Here is a 20,395-nt window from a genome sequence, read left to right on the forward strand (position 1 = left end):
ATCAGACCCCCGGGGGGGGCGTGGCAGGGGGCAGGCGGGGCCACCCCCCCCCCCCGCTTCCGCTCAGCAGGCGAACACGTACGCGGACGAGGCTGAAGCGTCCGCCCGCAACGCCCAGGCCTCGGCCGACCAGGCGAAGCAGGCAGCGGCCACCGCCCGGACCGCCGCCCGCTCGGCGAACTACTCCGCCAGCCAGGCACTGAAGTCCGCTCGAAATGCGCGCATATCCGCCGACAGCGCCAAGGAGCAGGCGACTTTGGCCCACACCTCCGCGGTCCAAGCGGGCAGGAGCGCGATTGAGGCGGCCACCGCGGCCAGTGAGGCTCGCCTCGAGGCGAGCATAAAGCGGGGCTTGGAGGACACGGCAACGGCCGAGTTCGAAGCGAACCGGCAGGCGGCCGCCGAGTCCACCAAGACGAACCCGGCCGATACCCCCGAGCACGACACCGTCAAGCTCGGCCTGTCGAAGTCGGAATGGCAGCATTGGTCCCACACCACACATGAGTGGGCCTTCTACACCGGCGTAGGTGCTATCGCGGCCGGTGTCGCCGGTGTGGCCGTCGGCTTCACCCCCCTCGCTCCCGGCGCCCCGGTACTGCTGGCGACAGCAGGAATTCTGAACATTGCCAGCGTGGGCCTCGACCTCGTGAGCGCGTTCTGCGCCGGCATGGGCTACGGATGGACGAGCAATGAGTTCCAGACGTCCGCCGGGCTGGCGGTGTTCAGCCTGCTCTCCTTCGGGTTCGCGAGGAACCTCAAGTACATTCCCGGCGTCTCCCACGCCGTCGGCGAGCTCACCGCATTGGCAGTTGACGGGTGGACCTCGATCCTCAATCGGATGACCGCGCACTGACGGAGGTGTACTGAAACACCTCAGGGGCCGGCGGCAGTGCGCTGCCCGGCCCTTCGGGGGCAGTCAGGCCGCCGGGACCGGGGGGTTCGTGTCCGTACCCCGTGCCGGTCCGCGCCCGTGCGGACTTTCCGTCTGCCGGCCGCTGCGAGCCGGTCCCGGGACCAGGGCCCGGGAGATCGAGACCAGCAGGTCGCGGTCATCCGCCTGCGCGGCGTGCAGCGCGGCCACCGCGTGGCCGCTCCCGTCCGTCGCCGGCGGCGGCGACGTGCGCGTACGGGTGTCGGCCGCCGCCGTGAACATGGCGGCGAACCCGGCGGCAACGGCCTCACGCTCCGGAGTCCCGCCATCCTTCGCCCGCCGGTAGGCCGCCTCGCGCACCTCGTCCGTGCAGTGGGCGCACAGTTCGAGCATCCAGTCGTGGATGGTGGTCATCCGGTAGAGCAGGACCTGCTCGGGTCCGGCGTACCAAGGCGGGCGCAGGAAGACCGCGTTCCTGGGAGTGGACCCGGGCCGGCGTACCAGACGCCACAGGGGCCGCAGGGCGGTGAGGGCGAGGAGCGGGTTCCACACCCGGTCGATCAGCCCGGGCCCATAGGCGGGTACGAGGAGCCCGACACCGATCATCATCCCGCTCGCCGACATGAGGGGTGCCAGGCCGTCGTTCAGCGCGTCCCAGTCCCGGCCCGTCCAGCGGGCGGCGATGGCGGTCAGCTTGAAGGAACCGAAAACGATGTTGCCCAGGGCCGCGACGACCATGACCAGCAGCCCGATCCGCAAGGATCCGTCGACCGCCGTCTTCGGCTCGTGCGCCGTCCTGCGGCGGATGTCGAGAATCCAGTTTCCGCACACGCTGGTCGTGGCCACGCCCGCAGCGACGTACGCGAGCAGGTAGAGCACGAGCATCTCGCGGATGAACGGGGTCGAGGCGTAATACGTGTCGAAGTCCCCCGGACGCTCCACCGGGACATCGCCCAGGGCGAAGAACACCACCAGCGCCACGATGACGACGCAGCAGCCGGCCTTCCATACCCGTACGCGCTGGAGCGTACGGGCGTCCTCCCCCGATCCCCCTCGCCAGTAGTCCAGCAGCACCAGGGATGCGCACGCATAGGCGCTCATGACGCAGTGGACGAGGAGGGCGGAAAGGTTGCTGACGCCGGTGAGCCGGTTGACGGCGGTGACGGTCGGCGCCGAGGAGAGGATGAAGCCCGCGCAGGGCAGGAGCAGCAGAAGGTTCACTGCCCGGACCGCAGGACTGCGCCACCCCCGCAGGAGTGCGGGCAGCTTCGCCAGCACGGCGGCGCCCAGGACGCCGGCGGGAACGTAGTAGTCGGCGCCGTGAGCCATCACCGGTCCCCCAGCGATGCCCAGACGCGGCCGAGCAGATCGTCGGAGGGGGCGCTGCCGCGTCTGCCGAGCAGGAAGGGCTGAAACTTCGCCGCGAGCAGACGGCCGAACCTCTCCGCCCGCCGTTCCTCCGCCACGCTGTATTCGGTGCGCGCCGCGACATCGGTGACGGGGTCGCCGATGGCCCACTGGTCCCGGGGCACGCGGAGGGCCGCCGGGGGCCGGTTGGGGGCCCCGCTGCTGCCGGCGGCGCCGCCCGTTGCACTGCCACGGCCGGCCGCACTGTCGGGCCGGCGGCCTGCCGTACCGTCGGGCTGATCCCCCCGGCGCTCCTTGCGATGCCACAGCTCGTGACCGAGTATCACCATCTGATGTATGGGCAGGGTGTTCTTCTCCACCACGACCACTTCGTGGTCGCCCAGGTCCAGCCAGAGCCCGCTCACCGTGTTCGCTGGGAACGGCTCCAGCATGAGACGGACCTCGCGGCCGCTGCTCTCCGTCAGATAGGCGCAGATCGCCCGGAACAGCTCGTGCGGATCCTGCCCGGCCGGGCGCGACGCCCCCGCGAAAATTTCGTCCCGATGGCGTTTCATCGCGCGCGAAAGGACCACCGCGTCCCACATATCTTCCCCACCCGGACGCATCCTTTGCCGACACCGTTCTTCCAGCCTCGAACGATTTGCGGCACTCGGTCAGTTCATATCACTATCCCAACAGTTCGAGGACCGGTCTGAGGACCGGCCCTCACCGACCGCCTGCCGGACGAGGCGAGTGCTGCGATCGGTGCGATCGGTGCGATCGGTGCGATCGGTGCGATCGGTGCGATAAGGATGGTGCGCGGTGGCGTCGTCGTATCAGGAACCCAAGCTCCGGGGCGGGTTGGTTCCCGGACATACGCGCTCCCGCGGGCTGAGATTGGAACGACACCCCCGCATCCGCGAGAGTAGTCACTCCGCAGGGCTCGGGCAACCACGGCCCGACGCACATCGTCCCTGGCCAGAGGCCATTTGGCCCGGCGGTTGGACGCACGGTCCGCGTATCGGCGACCCCTCAGGGCGCCGCGGAGCGAGCGGCCTGAGGCGGGGGCCGGCTATCCGTGCGCGTCTGCCCGGCCCTCACGGGCACGCTCCTCGCGCGAGCGCCTGGCAACGGATTCGATGAGGGCGATGATGGGCTGTGCGGTGTCCTCGGGTACGTCGGCGAGCGCCCGTGCGGCGTAGTCGACAACTCCGAGAACGGAACCGGGGGACTCTGCGGAGTCGGTCCGCCTGAAGCGCTGAAGGTCCTGCTCCTGGCGGGCCACGGTACGCTGCAGAAGCTCCTTGTGGATCTGCTGGAGCACCCTGTCCAACGCTTGGGCTGGCTCGGCCACGAGGAACTCGATGCCCTCTCCGAAGAAGCCCGCGATTCCCGCCGCGTGATCGAGGTTCGGAGCCTTCTGCGTCCTGATCATCTTGTCCAGCCACTGCGTGCTCGTACCCGCACCCGCAGCGACTTCCGCCAGTGAGTACGTACGACGCTGGCCATCGGGGAATGTGTGCAGTCGTGTGGAGCGCAGGAAGACGATCCGGCCGACCACTCGGCGGTGACGCTCCTCGACGGGATCCGCTTCGCCTCGCTCACCCTGCGGCAACGGCTCACCGCGCAGCAGCGCGTGCACGTCCTCTACGGGCAGCCCCGAGGCGTACGAGAGGCCGCCCTCGCCCTCCACCCGAAGCAAGTCCTCGCGCTCGAGCCCGGTGCGCTCGAGCAGGGAGAGGATGTCCTGGGCGGTCCTGGCGGGATCCGCGGCGTACCTCTCGCTCATGTCTCTTCCCCGGGTCTGTACCTGCCGACAGCGTATGGCCTACTTGAAGATCAAACGATATCGACTGCAACTGGGCCTGAGCAACCGCAGACTACATGCGGTCGCCTGCAGTTGATCACACGCCGCGGCCAAGAGCCCCTGCCCCACGCGGCGGCCCGAGTCCGTGGCCGCTGCGGGAGGCGCGGGCGTAGTGCCTGGGCGTCGTGCCCGGGCGCGGTGCCCCGGGGGCAGACAGGCCGCCCAGCGGTGGGTACGTGTAAAGAACGCGTCAAGAGCCGGCGCGCGGTGTGCCGGGAAGTCTGAGCAGGAGCGCCGCGTCCGGAGGGTCAGAGGTAGGGGCTCCAGCGGCCGAAGCGGGCCAGCAGCGAGCGCCGTCGACCTTTCAGGACGACAAGCGCATCATCCCGGCCTGGGCGGCCGGGATCGCGGTGGCCTCTATCGGCGTCGGCACCGGAATTCGACGCCATGCCCCACGGTGCCGGTGAGGATGTCGCCCTGCTGGCGCTGTCCGTCCCCCTCGCCGACGCGGCGGACGGCCTCACCGCGACCGCCACTGCCCACACCATCGCCCCCGCTGGCGCGATGCCGGAGAGCCGACCGTGACCGACTTCCGTCTCACCGCACAGCGCACCGACGGCGACCTCGCCCTGGCCCACGTCGCCGGATACCTCGACATAGACACGGCCCCCGCCTCCGCGCCCAGGCACTCGCCCTGATCGAACAAGGCCACCGCCACCTGATCCTGGATCTCGGAGCCGTCACCTTCTGCGACTCCTCCGCCTCAACGCCCTGATCGGCATCCTCCGCTGCGCCAAGACCGCCGACGGCACCCTGGTCCTCGCCGCCGTCCCCGACCGCCTTCAGCGGATGCTGGACCTCACCGGCATCAGCGCCCTGCTGCCCGCCCACCCCACCGCCGCCCACGCCCTCGTCGCGCATACCCCCAGCCAAGACAGGGCCACCGCGTAACCTCTACCGCGGTGGCCGCCGGGCAAAGACGGCCACCGCTGTCGTGACCGAACCCATCTGTCGAGTGGCCATGCGAGGCCCGAGGGACCCGACGGGCTGCTGCCGCCGGGGACCTACCAGCGGAATGTACGCATACGCATCTGTTCGCGCATCCGCACCGCGCGGGCATGCCGGGGCCTGACACGGTCACGGAGTTCCCGTGCCTCCTTCAGGTCGCGCAGGAACTGAGCACGCCGCGCTCGACGCTGTATAGGGGTCTCCGGCATTCCGCGGTCGTTGATCTGTCCGCTCGACTGTGTGGCGGGCATCGGCCCCTCCTTCGGCTGGTCCGGTCATCCCTCTTCGCCGACGCGAAGCAGGCCCCCCGAAGTCGCTTGCCCCCGGCCAGCGTGGTCATGCGAGCTCGCGCAGATCAGACGCCAGGGTGCAGTAGGGCTTGTACTGAGGATTTCGGGTTGTCGTCGGGTGGTGACGGTTCATGATCCCTGCGGTATGCCGGTGGTATGCGCTATCCGGAGGGTGGGGGCCTGACCGCTGAGCGTCGGGCGTTTCGTGAGGGGATCCGGCTTCAGGCCGGCGAGCGGTTCGCGGCGGGTGAGAAGACCGTCGTGATCGCGAAGGACCTGCGGGTGAGTGTGCGGTCGGTGGAACGCTGGCGTCGTGCCTGGCGCGAGGGCGGCATCGAGGCCCTGCACTCGACGGGCCCGGCCAACTCCCCGGCCGTCACCGATGCCCAGTTCAGCATGCTCGAGGAGGAACTCGGCAAGGGCCCGTCAGCGCACGGCTTCGAGGATGAACGGTGGACTCTGGTCCGGGTCCAGACGGTGATCCGCCGCCGGCTGCGGGTGTGTCTCTCGGTAGCGACGGTCTGGCGGCTGCTGAAGCGGCACGGCTGGTCCTGGCAGGCACCGGCCCGCAGAGCACTCGAGCGGGACGAGCACGCGGCGGAGCTGTGGAAGAAGGAGGTGTGGCCCCAGGCCAAAGGCTCGCGGCGGCGTGTGGGGGCTGGATCGTCTTCGAGGACGAGGCCGGATTCTCCATGACGCCGCCCCGCGCCCGCACCTGGGGCCGGCGCGGACACACCCCTGTCATCCGCGTCCGCGGACGCTCCCGCCGCCGGACCTCGGTCGCCGCCCTGTGCTGCTACAAACCCGGCGAGAAGAGCCGCCTCATCCACCGGCCCCGCAACCATCTCCTGCTCAAGGGCGCCCGAAAGAGCTTCTCCTGGCAGGACTACCGCGACCTGCTGGTGAGGGCCCATATCCAGCTCGGCGGCCCCATCGTGGTGGTCTGGGACAACTGTGAGACTTGCAGTGTGCCGCTGGGAGCGGACGCCTGACCCGTGGGACAACTGGCCGCCGTGCCCTGTTCAGGATCTGTCGGCGTCCGGTTCCCAGTGGCGCCTGCTGCCGTCGGCCCGGTGAGCGTGTCCCGATAGGGGCTTTGCTGCACAAGGCACCATCACAGTTCTGACCGCCCACCGGACCGGCGTCGGCCACCAGCCCCAGTCCGAGGAGCCTTGTGACCGTCACCAGCTTGCCCCATCCCACAACCACTACGCAGCACGTTCCGGCCCTGGCGGAGGACGTGATCTTGGGAGTCGACACCCACAAGGACGTCCACGTCGCCGCGGTGATCACCACCCTGGGAGCCTCGCTCGCGCACCAGGAATTCCCGACCACGGCCGTCGGCTACCATCAACTGATCTCCTGGGCAAGGTCGTTCGGTTCCCTACGACGCGCCGGCGTCGAGTGCACCGGGTCCTACGGAGTCGCACTCACCCGGGCCCTGCAGCGGGAGGGCATCGACGTCGTCGAGATCAATCAGCCAGACCGCGCCACCCGGCGCAAGCGCGGCAAGACAGACGCCATTGACGCTGACGCGGCCGCCCGGTCCGTTCTCTCGGGACGGGCCACCACCACGCCGAAGAGCACAGACGGTCCCGCAGCCGACATGCGCGTGCTGCGGCTGGCCAAGGAATCGGCCGTCAAGGCGCGCACGCAGGCGATGAACCAGCTCAAGGCTGTTCTCCTGGTCCTCGACCCGGCCCTGCGTGAACAGCTGACGGGCCTGAGGAACCCGGCCCTGATCGCTACCTGTGCGGGACTCGACGATGACCGCAGTGAGGCCGCGTTCACGATGCGCCTGCTGGCCCGCCGGGTCCAGAACCTCTCGCTGGAGATCAAAGAGCTGACCAAGCGCACCACCAAGGCCGTCCGGGCCAGTCGGCCACAGCTACTGGAGCTGGTGGGCGTCGGGCCCGACAGTGCTGCGGTCCTCCTCAGCGCTGCAGGTGACAACCCCGACAGGCTCACAGATGAGGCCTCGTTCGCGGCCTTGTGCGGTGTGAGCCCGGTCGAGCAGTCCTCCGGCAAGACCCGGCGAAGGCGCCTGAACCGCGGCGGTCACCGTCAGGCCAATGCAGCCCTCTACCGCATCGTCCAGTCCCGCATTCGCTGGGACGAACGCACCCAAACCTACCTGGAGCGACGCACGGCCCAGGGCATGTCCAGGCGCGAGATCATCCGCTGCCTCAAACGGTACGTCGCCCGGGAGCTCTACCGACACATCCGGCCTCAGGCGACCACAACGGTGGCTCCCGCTGCTTGACGAACCATAGGGGCATCCTCAACACCCACCTGGCCGCCGGGCTGAAACGCTACGAGGCCGAACACAACTGGCTCACCACCATCCGCCTCCCGGCATACGCACCAGACCTGAACCCGGTTGAAGCCGTCTGGTCCCTCGTGCGCAGAGCCACGGCCAACACCGCCTTCGACACCCCGACGACCTCGACCGCACACTCCGCCGCGAGTTACGCAGAATCCAGCTCCGACCCCACCTCATCGACGGCTGCCTCACCGCCACCGGCCTGGCTATCAACCCACCGACCCCACCCTGAAATCCTTAGTAACTTGTCCTTCGGTTCCGACGTCCTTGCAGTGGTGACTTCAAAGGCTCACCCGATCCACGTGGGCTCCCTTTCGGGCCGGACCACCGGGGCCCGAATCCGGCGAGTTATGCGAGAGACGGGTGAAGGTCCCGATCTCCCGGTTTCCTCTCGCCTTTCGGTCCACCGGCTTTCGCTTATTGGATCATCCTTCTCCCGCCGGGGAGTTCAGCTCTCCTTGCGGTCGGCCTACGCGGCTGGGGTGGGCGCCCCCTCTACCCCGGGACCAGCGGTGTCCTCCCTCCGGATTCAGTTGTCCGAAGGTCGCTTGGTGCCTCACAGCACCGGGTCCTGTGACCGCCGCCCACATGCCATCGGCGCGGTCGTATCGTCACGGGGCATCATCAAGGGTTCACTTGCGTTCGCCCGTCCAGCCTTCCCCTCGCCTGTGGCTCCCCGATGGCCAGGGCACCCTTGGACTTGAACGCTCCGCTTCACACCCCGCCGTTACCAGAGACGCATGGGAGCGCGGGGACGGGCCGTGGACACTGGCCCGAAGTTCAGCCGATCGATACCTCCTTCACGCGGCTGTCCTTACTTACTTGGAGCGACCTCGTGTCGCACACCGAGCGCGATAGGTTGCGCCGATGGACAACTGCGATGCACAGAAGGGGTGTGACCGCACGCCAAAGGGGCAATGGGATGATCTTGAAGTCCTGAGAGCTCCGCGTCCGCTACCCCGCCACCCGTGGCCGGAGGACCCGACTGCGGCCGAGCCGCCCCGGCGGCTCAACGCGCCCAAGTAGCGGCAGGCTGCCCCGCACCGCCTGCCGCCGACTGCATCGACGGGCGCTCCCCGGCCGGGGAGCGCCACGGGCAGCCCGGGGTCAGCCGCCACCCGAATTAGCCGAGGCCGAACCGCCGGAGAACCAGGTCGAGTGGGACCGCGGCCGATCGCGCGTGCGTCGCTCGGTGCGCAGCCGCACCACGACCGCAGCCGGGCCTAGCAGGGCCTTCAGCGCGTCGGCGAGCCGCTGCGGGTCGCCCTCGAACGGGAGCGGGGCGAGCCGCTCCCGGCCGTCCCGCAGGACGAGTTCCAGCGCGAGCGTGGAGACGGCCGGCTTGTAGTCCCCCTGGTACGGCTCCACCACCTCGTGTGTCAGCCGCACCTCGCGCAGGGTGTCGACGGGCAGCCAGTCGTCCGGCCCGGCGGCCCGGACCAACCGCAGGGACGCGGGCACCCCTGTCGGCGCGAACTCCACCCGCAGGATGTCCCGGGCCCGGGAAAAGGCCAGCGCCGGCCAGCCGATCAGGTACTCCAGCCCGGCGATCACCCCCACCACCACGAACACGGTCGACGCCCGCGCCCCGGCCAGCGCCATCCCGAAGGCGACGACCAGGGTCGGCGCGCCCAGGACGAACGGAATGAACAGCGCCGACCCCGCCGAGGTCAGCGCGTTCCACGTCGGCCCGGCCGGGCCGGCGCGCAGGACCAGATCCGTCGAGTCGGGGCCTTGTCTCAGCAAGGGATCGGTGGCCATGCCTCCAGCGTAGGACCGGTCCGCAAGAGCGCCTCAACCATATCCGGCCTATGGGGCACGACTTCTGACGGCCCGTATCCCTCAGCCGGCGGGCGCGGCGGGCTCCCAGGGCTCGAACCACGGGTCGGGCACCTGCTCGGCGGCGGCCATCAGCGGCTAGAGGGTGGCGCCGTCCAGGAACACGCGGTGATCAGCCGCTTGAACCGCGGATACGCGGTCCGTTCGATCGAGGTCACAACCCACCCCAGGCTCCAGACGATGGTTGACATCACCACCAACGACACTGAGCCGAACAGGTGACGGGCCGGGACCTCACGGCTTCGAGATCATCTCACTGCCCCTTTTGGGCTCACCTTGGCTGGACCCTCAGAACGCGTGCAAGTCGCGGGCGATGTGGTCGAGGGCCGGCCAGGCAGGGGGCCCAACAATCAGGGGGTTGCACGCCGCAGACCATCGTGAGCTGCGAAACCCCAGCTCAGCGTGTGGCCGCTGCCTAGCGCGGGCCATCTATCGCGCACAGCGCCAAGTAGCGTGCTCAAGTGTCCGTTGTCATCCAACCAAGGCGTCCTGACAGCGAACACAGTCGTTGCGGCTTCTTGGCCAGCGAACCTACGCGCGTGAGGCGAGGAGTCGGGCTGCGGCGGCTTCTAGCTCAGCACGAAGCACCCGCTGGCATTCCAGCGGTGCGCACACCGCAAAGGCGTAGTTGCGGATGGCGCCTGACAAGACCACTTGGAGGTACTCGGGCCCACCCGCTTCTTCACGACCCAAGAGGATTTCGACGGTGAGCCGAGCCCCGTCCGTGAGCCGGCGCGATCCGCTCTGCGGTTCGCTGTCGACCAGCACGAATTCCTTCTCGTACGGGCCTTCGGGTGGGCAGGCCAGCAGCCACTGGGCGAACGCGGCGGCCCGCGGTGCGCCACCCCTCAGTGTCGTGCGGCCGATGTGGTAGGCGTCGAGGCACCAGGTACCGTCCGGATCCGTGTTGATCGCCAACCACAGGTCGTCAACAGGCGCGCCAGCGTAATGGCTGCCACGCCATCCGAACCGAAACCCTGCCTCATCGTGCTCGTCGGACACTGTCGATCCTTCTCTCTCGCCGAACTGTGGTTGGCAGTCCACCTGACGCAAGTCGTCGGTCAACGAACATAGTCCGGCCAGGTCAGCGCATCGCCGACGACTATCCACGCTGACAACGAGAATGTCGCGCTCTTCTTCCAGCTCACGGATCCTCTTGCGGGCGGCCAGCTCCGCCTGAACGGGTCGCCGCCGGCCCGCGAGGCGGCCGGCGGCTCGGAGTGGGCGCCAGGTCGGCGGCCGTCGGAGGCCGGCATCGCCGGGTCGCGCCACTGATGGAGCTGGGCCTGACCGCGGCCCCGGACCGCCGCCGACGGATCTCCGGGGTCGGGCTACGACGAAGCCGGGGACGAGCTGGATCGCCTGCTGGAGGCACCGGCCGTCAGGACTCGGTTCGGTCCATCCGGTCGGCTGGCCTGCACCAAAGGGGTGCGAATACCTCGTGCTCTCGGATGTGGCAAGGCCCCGCACGCCGCGTGTGCGGTGTGCGGGGCCCGGGGAGACGCCGTGTTTCTCGGCTATTGCGCCGGTGCCCGGCGTTCCACCAGCCAGCCTGCCGCGAAACTCACGGTGGCGAGCCAGAACAGCGGTGCGGCGAAGGCGCGTCCGTTGACAAGCGTGAGCGCCGTGCCCACCAGGACGTACAGGCAGCCCATCAGGACCAGGGCGAGCGAGGCCCGCCGGTGCTGAGCGCGCTTGCCCGGGGCACCCCCAGTAGTTTCAACACCGCGTGGACTGTTCGAACTACTAGTCATTGGTTCCGACTCCGTGGAGGTCCGAAGGTCTTCCGAAAGAGCGGCCTGGAGAGCGCCGCTTGGGTGCGGATCAGCAGCGGCCGCGCCAGGGGTAGGCGTACTTGCCGACCATGTACCTGGGCACCCACCATTTGTTCCAGATGCTCGCACCCATATTGATGTGCAGGCATTCTCCTCGGTTTGCAGCCCAGTAGGCGACGACTTGGATCGTCAGCAGGATCAGCGTGAGGATCGAGGACAGGATGATGATGATGGGAGCCGCTGGGACGAAGATGACCGACAGGATGGCCGCCACCGCGCCGATGACGCCGTAGATGAACCAGCCGTAGTTGCCGATACGCCACGTGTTGCGCTTGTTCACCACCACCGTGACGTTCACGCCGCCCCAGCCGGTGCCCCAGCCTCCTGGCGCCCAGTAGCTCGCCGAGAGCCGGCCCCACGAGTAGGACCAGGTCTTCGAGCGGCTCCACCTGCCGTCCAGGTCAGTGCAGTTGACCGGGTCGCCCGAGCAGTACTCGTAGGCGTTGGCGCTGCCCGCGTACACCGGGTCCAGGGACAGGAAGCGGCCCGTGCCCGGGTTGTACAGGCGGGCGCCCATCAGGACGACGCCCGAGGGGGATTCGGCGGAACGCTGCTTCTCGCCCAGCCAGCCGTAGCGGACGGGCGCCTGGCCGCCGCGGGGGTTGCCGTACTCGTCGTTGTCCAGCGCCGTCGGGGCCACTGAGGCGTCCAGGGGAAGCTGGAGTGCGACGTCACCGTGGATGTTCGACAGCTGCAGGACGATGTCACCGGTCTTGCTGGTGGTCGCGCCCATGGAACCGCCGAGGGTCTCGACGACGCGGGTGACTGCGCCGCTTCCGTTCTCCGTGATCCAGCGCGGGCTGTCGCCGTCGTCACCGTAGTGGCTGACGCGCGACCCCGTCTGGGTCCACGTCGAGCCGCTGCCGGTCTCCGTGGTGGTGGAGCGGAAGCGCAGCGCCGGGTCGAGCAGCCACGTCTGGCGGGTGCCGTTGCCGGTCTGCTGGTACGCCAGGTCGTTGGCGTAGTAGCCGGCGGTCGCGCCGCCGTTGAAGGAGGTGGTGCGGCCGAAGGCGTCGTAGACGGTGCCGCCCGAGACCAGTCGGTCCGCGCTGTCGTAGGTCTGGGTGGTGGTGGTGCCTCCCGAGGTGGGGCAGTCGGTGCCGGGTGCGCCAGCGGCGGTGGTGAGGGCTGTGCGGTTGGCCCGCTTGTCGAAGGTGTAGGTGCGCTGAGTGCAGACGGTGTCCGCGGTGTCCTGGACGCTCGCGATCCGGCCCGCGCTGTCATAGCGGTAGACCTGGTCGGACCAGCCGCTGTGGCGGGTGATCTGGCCGTGCGTGGAGTGAGCGACCGTGTCCGACAGGACGGCTGCGCCGTCGCTGTCGCGGACGTACGAGCGGGCGCTGATGTCGCCGCCCGCGTCGCGGGTCTGGTTCATTGTGTAGCCGCCGGGCAGTTTCTCGCTGGTCAGGCCGCCGTCAGCGTCGTAGGTGGCGCTGAAGACGCCCGCGACGGAGTCGGTGGCCTTCACCGCGAACCCGCGCGGCTCGGCCGCGTGGTCGTAGGTGTAGGTCACGGACGACGGCACGTTGTCGCTGACCTTGACCGGGCGGTCGAGCAGGTCGTACTCGGAGCCGGTCGTGCCGCCGTCGGCGTCGGCGTAGGAGATCTGCCGGCCGAGCTTGTCGAAGGCGCGGGTGACGGAGGCTGCGCCGGCCGTCGTTTTCAGGAGCTGGCCCGAGACCGGGTCGTACTCGTTGGTGACATCGGGAACGGCCTGCCCGAGGCCGCCTGCGACCTTGGCGGTCTGCGCCCGGCCTGCGGCGTCAAACACCGTGGAGCTGGTGCGTGTCACGCCGTTGGCGGTCTCGGTCGTCTTGGTGACGTTGCCCCAGCGGTCGTACTCGTAGGTGTTGGTGGGCAGCTGGGAGGGGTTGGCGCCGCCGCCCGTGATCGCACCGGACGGACCGGTTGAGCAGAGCAGGTCAGCCCATTCGGGACGGCCCTGGCAGGTGCCGGTACCGGTCGCCGACCAGTAGGTGGAGAACCGGCTGGTGGCGTCCGTGGCGGTGGCTCCCGGCAGGATCTGCCGGGCGACGCGGCCCTGGGCGTCGTAGTCGGTGACGGTGGTCAGCGCGAGGCCCGCCGGGTCCTGGACGGACTTCGTGGCCAGGCCCTTGACCCAGTCGACCTCGGTCTTGGTGACCTGGCCCTCGGCCATGACACCCGGGTACTCGCGCACTTGGGCGCCGTCGGTGACCGTCGTGAGCTGGCCCTCGATCTGCGCCGTTCCGTCGGTGGGACGGCCCTCGTCGTAGACGTTGACCGTCCAAGGCCGGGCGGTGACCGGGGTACCGGCCGTGGCCAGCGTCGTGGCCCCCGACTTGAGGTCGGCCGTCAGGTCCACCCGGCGCAGCGGGCCGAAGGCCTCGAGCTCGCGCGCTCCGTCGGGGCTGTAGACCTTGCGCACGGAGAGCAGTTCGGCGCGCTCCGCCGTGGACAGGCCCTCAATGCCCAGAGATGCCAGGGCGGTGCGGTCTGCTGCCGTCAGGCCGAGGGCGAGAGACCGGTTGGCAGCCGAGAGCTGGCGCACGGTGTTTCCGAAGCGGTCGTTCTCGGTGGTGCTGATGTAGCCGCCTGGAGCCGCGGTGTTGACCGGCTGGCCGGAGACTCCGAGGTAGTGGACGGTGGCCCGGGCGTAGTCGGCTGCCCCGAGCGTGGCGCCGGAGTTGCCCGAGGGCACGGCATCCGCCGGGAAGACCGCCGTCGCGTCACTGGGGACGTTCTGCTGCCCCCAGCCCTTCACGTCCGTCGCGCCCATCTTGTACGGGGCCGGGGCACCGGTCAGCGGGACGTCGTAGACGACGGTGGTGACCGCCGTGCCCTGCTCGGTAGAGACGCTGCCCTGCGTGAGGGCGGCCCGGCGGACGCTCGTCAGCATCCCGTCGGTGCTGCTCGCGCCGACCTTGCCGTACGTCAGGGTCCAGGGCTTGTCGCCCTTGGTCTGGTACGTCACGATGCGGCCGGCCGTGTCGTAGCCGTACTCGGTGGGTGCCTGCGAGGCGCCCAGCCGGGGGTCCGACTGCTGGCGCAGCCGGCCTTGGTCGTCATAGCGGTACGCGGACACGGCAGTGGCCGTCGCCGAGGCGGCGCCCGGCTCGGTGGCCCACTGGCGGATCTCCTTCACCTGTCCGGCGAAGTCTCCCAGGGCGGACGAGGTGGCGGTGGTGGAGTCCGCGTATACGAACTCCAGGGCGCGGCAGCCCTTGGTGGCCGGGGCCGCCTGGCAGGCCGCGGCCGTCACGGCCGAGGTCGGCGCGATGATCGTCTTCGGCCTGACCACGGGCTTCCCGCCCACCTGGACCGTCTCGGTGACGGTCGTGGTGGTGGAGTTGTTGAGACCGTCCACGTATGAGGTGGCCGCCCGCCAGGTGGGCGGGTTCGAGGCTTGCACGGGCACGAAGGTGGTGACCCGGCCGGCGTTGTCACGGAGGGTGAAGTCCCCTCCGAAGCCACCGGTCAGGGTGTAATCGGACAGCCAGGCCTCCGGGACCCACCCGGTCTTGGACTGGTTCGCGGTGAAGTGGTACTGGGTGTCGTCCGCGAGCACCTTGATGCTGAGCGCCGTGTCCGAGGTCCTCACGAGGGTGCCGTAGGGGCTGGCGACCTGGGTGGAAGCGGCTCCGTAGAGCCATTCCTTGCCGAAGATCGCCGCTTGGCCGCCCTCGCTGCTCAGGAGCTTCGCCGCGGCCTGCGGGTCGATCGAGGAGGCCGTGCGACCCACCGACATGCCGTAGGTCGAGGCGTCCTGGCTGGAGAGGGTGTAGTCACCGGTGAGCAGGTTCAGCGAACCGGGGCCGATCTCCGTGGCCGCTGCGTCGTCGGCGCTGCGGTTGACCACGACCGGCAGGGCGTTGGTGCTGCCGGTGGCGCCGGCGGGGCCGGTGAAGTCGGCCTTGATCTTGACGCTGCCGTCGGGGTTCACGGTGGTGCTCGCGTTCCACACCAGCGGGGCGTTCTGACCGCCCGTCAGCGGGACGGGCCAGCCGGTCAGGGGCGTTCCGTCCTTCGTGACGTCACCGGCAGGGATCGCCGTCCAAGGGTCGGCGTCGGAGCGCCGCCAGGAGAAGGAGACCTGGTCGAACTTGGCGGCGTCCGCCTCGGCGACCAGGGGCAGCCGGCGTGCCGTGCGCTCGCCGTCGGCAGGCTGGGCAAAGCCGCCCGGGCCTGCGTGGAAGGCGTACTGGACCGGCGCCGACTTGTTGTCGGCCTTGTCCACGGCACGGACCTGGAGGGTCTGGTTGCCGTCGCGCTGCGGGGCCACGGCCAGGGGCACGTCTGCGGCGCTGCCGCCGGTCGTGACCTTGGTCCAGCTCACACCGTCCAGCGACCATTCCAGCCAGTTGTGGTCGCCGGCCGGCGGGGTGACGGTGAAGGTGCCGGTCTGGCCCGCTCCCTTGACCCACTTGTCCGTCGGATAGTCCGTGGAGGTGACCTTCACGGGCACCGCGGGGGCCTTGGTGTCGACGGTGAAGGTCTTCCACGCCGACCAGCCGGGGTTGTAGCTGGTTCCGTCGTAGGGAGACGTACGGAACTTGTACGTCTTGCCCTCGGCGAGCACACCGGCGGGCACGGTCACCGAGGCGACCTCACCGGATCCCACGAACGGCGAGACCAGGACGTTGCCCACCTGGGTGTCTGTGGCGGAGTCGAAGATCTGGAAGGTGCCGTCGACCTTGTCGCCGTTGGCGTCGACGAAGGAGTCGCGCAGGCTCGGCGTCAGGGTGTTGACCGTGTAGGCGCCGCCGTAGGAGTAGAACGGGGGGCCGGCCTCCTGCTTGGTTCCGGTGCGCGGCCGGTAGTTGTAGGTGACCGTCAGCTTGGGCACGTTGCTGGTGGCGTTCGCGGAGTTGACCCGCTTCCACTGCGTGGTGACCGCCTCGCTGGACGCGCGCAGGCCCATGCTGGAGGAGTTCGCCTTCGCGCTCGCCCACGTCTGTACCAGGCTGGTCACGTCCGCGTCGATCCAGCCGTCGGGCGCCGCCGTACAGCCGGGGTTGCCCTTGGTCTGGGTAGAGGTGGCGTACTTGGTGGCCATGGCCGGCTGGTTGGTCCAGCGCGAGGCCGTGGTGGCGGCGCCGGCGGACCAGACCTCCCACGGGTAGGGCTGGCAGTCCGTGTTGCCCGAGTGGAAGTTCCACAGGGACAGCTTGGCGCTGGACACCAGGGCGTCGGAGATCGGGGCGGTGTTCCAGGTGATGAAGGAGCGCGCGGTGCGGAAGGTGCCGTCGCCGTTCTTCGTCCCCGGGTTGCCGAAGTCCAGCTCGGTGTCGTTGGACCAATCGACGGTCTCGCCCTGCTGGACGTAGGCGTCGAACAGACTGCCCAGCGAGGAGGTCGAGGGATCGACGGTCACCGGGTACGCGGTCTTCGGGTCCGCGAGGAAGCCGGCGTCGGGGGTGAGCACAAGGTCAACGCCGCCCGCGGCCTTGACGACCTTCAAGTCCACCTTGGCCCGCCGGGTGTGCTCACCGGAGACCGGGTCGACGGTGGCGTCCCACATCGTGGGGGCCGGCATCGTGGCGGTCGTCTTGCTCTTCCTGTCGGTGAAGAGCAGGCTGCCGTCGGGCTGCTGGGCAACGTCCAGGCCCATGGTCCGCAACGGCAGGGTGTACGAATAGCCCGCCCCAGGGCGGGACTTGACCTCGACGAACTGCTCGAAACCGGTACGGGTCGCCTCGACGACCAGGTCGCCCTGCGGGACGGCGTTCTCGTACGTCGCCTTCGTCCCTGAGAGCTTGGGGGCGGGCAGCGCGCCCTTCCACTGGAGGGTGATCTGCTCCTCGCCGGTGCCGAGCGTGACCAGATCGGTCGGTGCGGCGGCCTTGGAGGCATCGGCCAGAGCGCTGAACTTCTGGGCACCCGCCTTCGCCAGGCGCAGGCCCCTCGGGTGAGCCTTGGGTCCGACGGATCCGTCGGCGGCCTGCACGAGGTCGAGGTCGACGTCGCGCCACTCGTGGGTGGCATCGTCGCGGAACCGGACCGGCCCGGCCGCCAGTTCGCTCGTCAGGGTGCCGTCCGGGTTGACCCACGTGGTGGAGGTCTCGGTACGCTCCGAGAGCGCCTCGACCCGCTTGCCGCCCAGACGGGCCGCGACCACAGCGGACTTGATGTCCACGGCCGTATCGGCGGCCGACTTGCTCGGCGCCTTCGGCTTGCCGGCGGGCTTCACGGGAGCCGCAAGGGCCTCTTGGCCCCCATACATCGCGGTGACTGACATGACCAGGGCGACGGCGGCGGCTATTCGCCGCAGACCGTCCTTGCCTCCTGGCCACACCTGGCGGCCCCAAGGCCTGCCAGGCACGTTCTTGCTCATTCTGTTGTCCCCTGTGCAGTACCGGTCGCCCGGCATGAGAGTCCCGACCCTGATTGAGTCCCGGGATCCGGACCCTAGCGGCCAGAGAAACTCCGCGAAGAGGAACAAAGCGAGCTAAAGATCATCAGATAGAGAGGGTACTTTCCATAAATTTGGATCATCCGTACGGCATCTTTACGCCGGGCAATACGCCCACCTCTCGGTGTCACGACTCCTGGCCCACCTGCTCAACCTCCGGCCGCCGGATACGCCCTTGCTCTGGGCTCGCTCCAGTGCGAGCACCCTTCATCGGCCGGCCACTCGACCACCCCAGCCGCCACCGCGAGAACAACGAAGGCAACAAGGGCGCCGCTGCACTGGATGATCACGGATATCGCGTCGCCGACGGCGGTCCGGGTAGTGTGTGCCGGCCCCGGAAGCTCGGGGCCTGAGAACGAACGGGGTGGGGTATGCCGAAGCATCGGCTGTCCAGAAAGGGGCGCTACATCACGCGTGCGGTTGCCGCCCCGGTTGCGACTGCTGTGGGTGAGCTTGATCAGCCCACGACGGAGGCCCGGCTGCTGTCGGAACTCGGGTTCTGGCACAACTTCTGTGGTGGCGAGCTGATGCCATACCCATCGAGGTGACCAGGTCAGATCAACCCTCGCGTAGCGTTCGACGCATGCACACCACCCTTACGGAGCACGCGCGGTGCGTCTGGGGCGACGAGTACGGCCCGACGCCTGAGTGCGAAGCCCGAGAGCACCACTGGATGTACTTCGCGGAAGAGCTGACCTTTGCCGATGCCGAGGCGATCCTCGCCATGCTGCGTGAGCTCTGCCCTCACTTGGTCGACGGCCTCCTGCCCGTGTGGGTCCGCAACCTCGCCTACCGGCTGATTCTGCTCCAGCGGCCCGACGACCCGGCGATGATGCGCGAGGCGGCCCTCAACCTTGAGGCACACGGCCCTTCCTGGGACGACATCGCCGAGGACCTCCGCACCCGAGCGGACTCCCTTGACCCGGAGGGAGCCAGACCTTGGGGACAGGGTTCGGGGTAGGGGCGTAGCTGTGAGCCGTAGGGGCGTATTCACGTGCGCACGCATGACTTCGTGGGACCACCCCGCATCCCCCTGCGCCCGACCATCGGCCCGTCACCACAGAAGTTGAGCCAGAACCCGTGCTCGTGAACATCGACTCCGGCCCGATCTGGGCGCCTCCCAAAGCCCTGAACAATCGGCGCCGAAACTCGGTTCTGGCACAGTTCTTGGGGAGTCGTCGCGGAGTGTCACCTCGATGTTCGATTGCGAGGACACGGTCCGAGTGAAGCGGTACGCCTTGCTGGCTATCAGTCGGGAGTGACGCTGCGGCCGTCATCTCAAGGGGTTTGAACGATTGAGGCCCGGTCATCGCTCATCGCGGTGTAGATGGTCACGATCGAGGCGACAGCCTCAATTTCGGCCGGTCCAACGATCCGCAGCCATGCGAGCTCGCAGAGTCCGTCGAACCGCCGGACACGGTCAACGGTGTCCGCAGGCCACGGGTGCGGTAGCGCCGGGAGGTGGATCAGGGAGATCTCGTCGATGAAACTGCCACCGATCTGCGGGGGCTTGTCGACCGAGACGTGGTGGAGGTTGGAGAGGGAGATCACTACGTCCGGCTTCCATGGCCCCTACCTGAGAGTGATCTCCAGGGAGTCTTCCTCGGCGAAGGCGTCGAACGAGATGCGACTGACGGAGTAGCCGACGCATGATGAGAGTGTGCGTGCGGCGTTGGCGCATCGATTCTTGAAGGCGTCTCGCGTCTCAGTCTTATCCGTCACAGCGAGAGGCTACGAGCCCCAGTAGCCTGCGGCGACCGGGTTTGCTGGGCCGGGTCGACTGGTTCATGACGCTTGAGGTCACTGAAGCAGGATCATTTTGCGGAGAAGCTCGAAGCCGGCTCGGCCGTAGAGCTGCCTCTTGATCTTCTTGATGCGGTTCACGGCTCCCTCGATGCCGCCGGAGCTCCAGTCCGGTGTGCGTCCGGCTGTCACGGCGTCGAAGTCTCGGTGCAGATGGAGTGCGAAGCCGGTGAGGCCGGGTAGCTGGCTGGCGTCGACCGAGTCGATCCAGGCAGGAAGCGTGGCACCCAGACGGTTGCTGAGTATCTCGCCGAAGTCGCGGACATGCCTGGCGGCTGCGTCCAGTTCGGGGCAGCGCGTCAGGACATTCTTCAGGCCGGCGCGGTCGTCCTCGCTCAGATTTGGTGGGGTGTCGGGTGAGCCAGCCGGCCACCTGCCGTACCGACGGCGGCCGCGGCCGCGCGCCGGCCGGAGCTCCGCGGAGGCTGGCGATGTGGGCGCGGACCATCTGGTAGGTGACGGGCGCGCTGGCGGCAGCAAGTTCACTGCGGAGACGGGTGACGCTGGTACATCCCCCGGCGAACCGTCGTTCCACGTAGGGCTTGTAGGGGTCCAGCCTGCTGGGTCGGGGCCGGTGGTCGCGGATGGTGTCCTGCCAGCGTGCGGCGTTCGCGTACCGCAGGACGGTGTTGAGGCCCCAGCCCAGGTGCCGGGCGATCGCCCGGCGTGAGTGGCCTTGGGTAAGCAACTCGCGGACCAGGACGTGTGCTGCCTTCTTGCGCTCGGCCCGTCGGCCCACGGGTGCCGAGCCGTCCTGCGGCTGACCGGAGTTCAGCCGGGTGGTCTCCGGCAGCATGCCGCTGGGCGACGGGGCGCGCAGGCAGTCGCGGTGGGCGGCGACGCAGGTCTCCACGGCTCGGCTCACCCCCGTGGCCCCTGAT

Annotated in this window: 14 protein-coding genes and 2 pseudogenes; 7 read left to right on the forward strand and 9 right to left on the reverse strand. The window is 69.0% G+C overall.

From position 1 onward, the window contains the following. Window positions 1-853 (forward strand): annotated as a pseudogene (locus ABZY44_RS23210) (hypothetical protein); the annotation flags it as partial. Between the two features lie 63 nt (window positions 854-916). On the opposite strand, the gene ABZY44_RS23215 reads toward ABZY44_RS23210, so the two are convergent. From ABZY44_RS23215 to ABZY44_RS23225, 3 genes are all read right to left on the reverse strand, one after another. After that, a complete protein-coding gene (locus ABZY44_RS23215) occupies window positions 917-2,200 on the reverse strand; it encodes a DUF6545 domain-containing protein (protein WP_356656789.1) in 1,284 nt (427 codons plus the stop codon). Further along, the gene (locus tag ABZY44_RS23220) at window positions 2,200-2,823 is read right to left on the reverse strand and encodes a toxin-antitoxin system, toxin component (RefSeq protein WP_356656791.1); all 624 of its coding nucleotides are present in this window, start codon (window positions 2,821-2,823) and stop codon (window positions 2,200-2,202) included. The genes ABZY44_RS23215 and ABZY44_RS23220 overlap by 1 nt, the downstream gene beginning before the upstream one ends. A 467-nt stretch (window positions 2,824-3,290) precedes the next feature. Then, window positions 3,291-4,007 carry a hypothetical protein gene (locus ABZY44_RS23225; RefSeq protein ID WP_356656793.1) on the reverse strand — a complete coding sequence of 239 codons (717 nt, stop codon included), beginning with the start codon at window positions 4,005-4,007 and terminating at the stop codon, window positions 3,291-3,293. Between the two features lie 465 nt (window positions 4,008-4,472). Between ABZY44_RS23225 and ABZY44_RS23230 the strand changes: the two genes are divergently transcribed. The 5 genes from ABZY44_RS23230 (at window position 4,473) to ABZY44_RS23250 (ending at window position 8,350) form a co-directional block, all read left to right on the forward strand. Continuing rightward, window positions 4,473-4,610 (forward strand): hypothetical protein, encoded by a 138-nt coding sequence (locus ABZY44_RS23230; RefSeq protein WP_356656795.1) that lies wholly within the window; start codon window positions 4,473-4,475, stop codon window positions 4,608-4,610. 869 nt (window positions 4,611-5,479) lie between these two features. Then, window positions 5,480-6,019 carry a winged helix-turn-helix domain-containing protein gene (locus ABZY44_RS23235; RefSeq protein WP_356656797.1) on the forward strand — a complete coding sequence of 180 codons (540 nt, stop codon included), beginning with the start codon at window positions 5,480-5,482 and terminating at the stop codon, window positions 6,017-6,019. Then, a complete protein-coding gene (locus ABZY44_RS23240; RefSeq protein WP_356656799.1) occupies window positions 6,016-6,315 on the forward strand; it encodes a hypothetical protein in 300 nt (99 codons plus the stop codon). Before ABZY44_RS23235 ends, ABZY44_RS23240 begins: the two co-directional genes overlap by 4 nt. Before the next feature lie 182 nt (window positions 6,316-6,497). After that, on the forward strand, window positions 6,498-7,586 hold the full coding sequence (locus ABZY44_RS23245) for an IS110 family transposase (protein ID WP_356656801.1): 1,089 nt from the start codon (window positions 6,498-6,500) through the stop codon (window positions 7,584-7,586). Next, window positions 7,583-8,350, forward strand: a complete 768-nt coding sequence (locus ABZY44_RS23250; RefSeq protein ID WP_356656803.1) for a transposase — start codon at window positions 7,583-7,585, stop codon at window positions 8,348-8,350. The genes ABZY44_RS23245 and ABZY44_RS23250 overlap by 4 nt, the downstream gene beginning before the upstream one ends. 403 nt (window positions 8,351-8,753) lie before the next feature. Here ABZY44_RS23250 and ABZY44_RS23255 read toward each other — a convergent pair whose 3' ends face one another. From ABZY44_RS23255 to ABZY44_RS23270, 4 genes are all read right to left on the reverse strand, one after another. Continuing rightward, window positions 8,754-9,407, reverse strand: coding sequence for a hypothetical protein (locus ABZY44_RS23255; RefSeq protein ID WP_356656805.1), 654 nt, complete (start codon window positions 9,405-9,407; stop codon window positions 8,754-8,756). Window positions 9,408-10,016: 609 nt separating this feature from the next. Further along, the gene (locus ABZY44_RS23260) at window positions 10,017-10,487 is read right to left on the reverse strand and encodes a hypothetical protein (RefSeq protein WP_356656807.1); all 471 of its coding nucleotides are present in this window, start codon (window positions 10,485-10,487) and stop codon (window positions 10,017-10,019) included. 515 nt (window positions 10,488-11,002) lie between these two features. Next, a complete protein-coding gene (locus ABZY44_RS23265) occupies window positions 11,003-11,239 on the reverse strand; it encodes a hypothetical protein (protein WP_356656809.1) in 237 nt (78 codons plus the stop codon). A 70-nt stretch (window positions 11,240-11,309) separates the two neighbouring features. Beyond that, on the reverse strand, window positions 11,310-17,537 hold the full coding sequence (locus ABZY44_RS23270) for a DNRLRE domain-containing protein (RefSeq protein WP_356656876.1): 6,228 nt from the start codon (window positions 17,535-17,537) through the stop codon (window positions 11,310-11,312). Window positions 17,538-18,294: 757 nt separating this feature from the next. Here ABZY44_RS23270 and ABZY44_RS23275 point away from each other — a divergent pair. Then, window positions 18,295-18,672: a hypothetical protein gene (locus ABZY44_RS23275; RefSeq protein ID WP_356656811.1), complete on the forward strand. Its 378-nt coding sequence runs from the start codon at window positions 18,295-18,297 to the stop codon at window positions 18,670-18,672. Window positions 18,673-18,989: 317 nt separating this feature from the next. Here the strand turns inward: ABZY44_RS23275 and ABZY44_RS23280 are convergent, their stop codons facing one another. Both ABZY44_RS23280 and ABZY44_RS23285 read right to left on the reverse strand, forming a co-directional pair. Next, window positions 18,990-19,262: a hypothetical protein gene (locus ABZY44_RS23280; RefSeq protein ID WP_356656813.1), complete on the reverse strand. Its 273-nt coding sequence runs from the start codon at window positions 19,260-19,262 to the stop codon at window positions 18,990-18,992. Window positions 19,263-19,511: 249 nt separating this feature from the next. Further along, a pseudogene (locus ABZY44_RS23285) lies at window positions 19,512-20,382 on the reverse strand (transposase); the annotation flags it as partial. Window positions 20,383-20,395 lie beyond the last annotated feature (13 nt).

This window comes from Streptomyces sp. NPDC006544 (assembly GCF_040611715.1).
Lineage (GTDB): Bacteria > Actinomycetota > Actinomycetes > Streptomycetales > Streptomycetaceae > Streptomyces.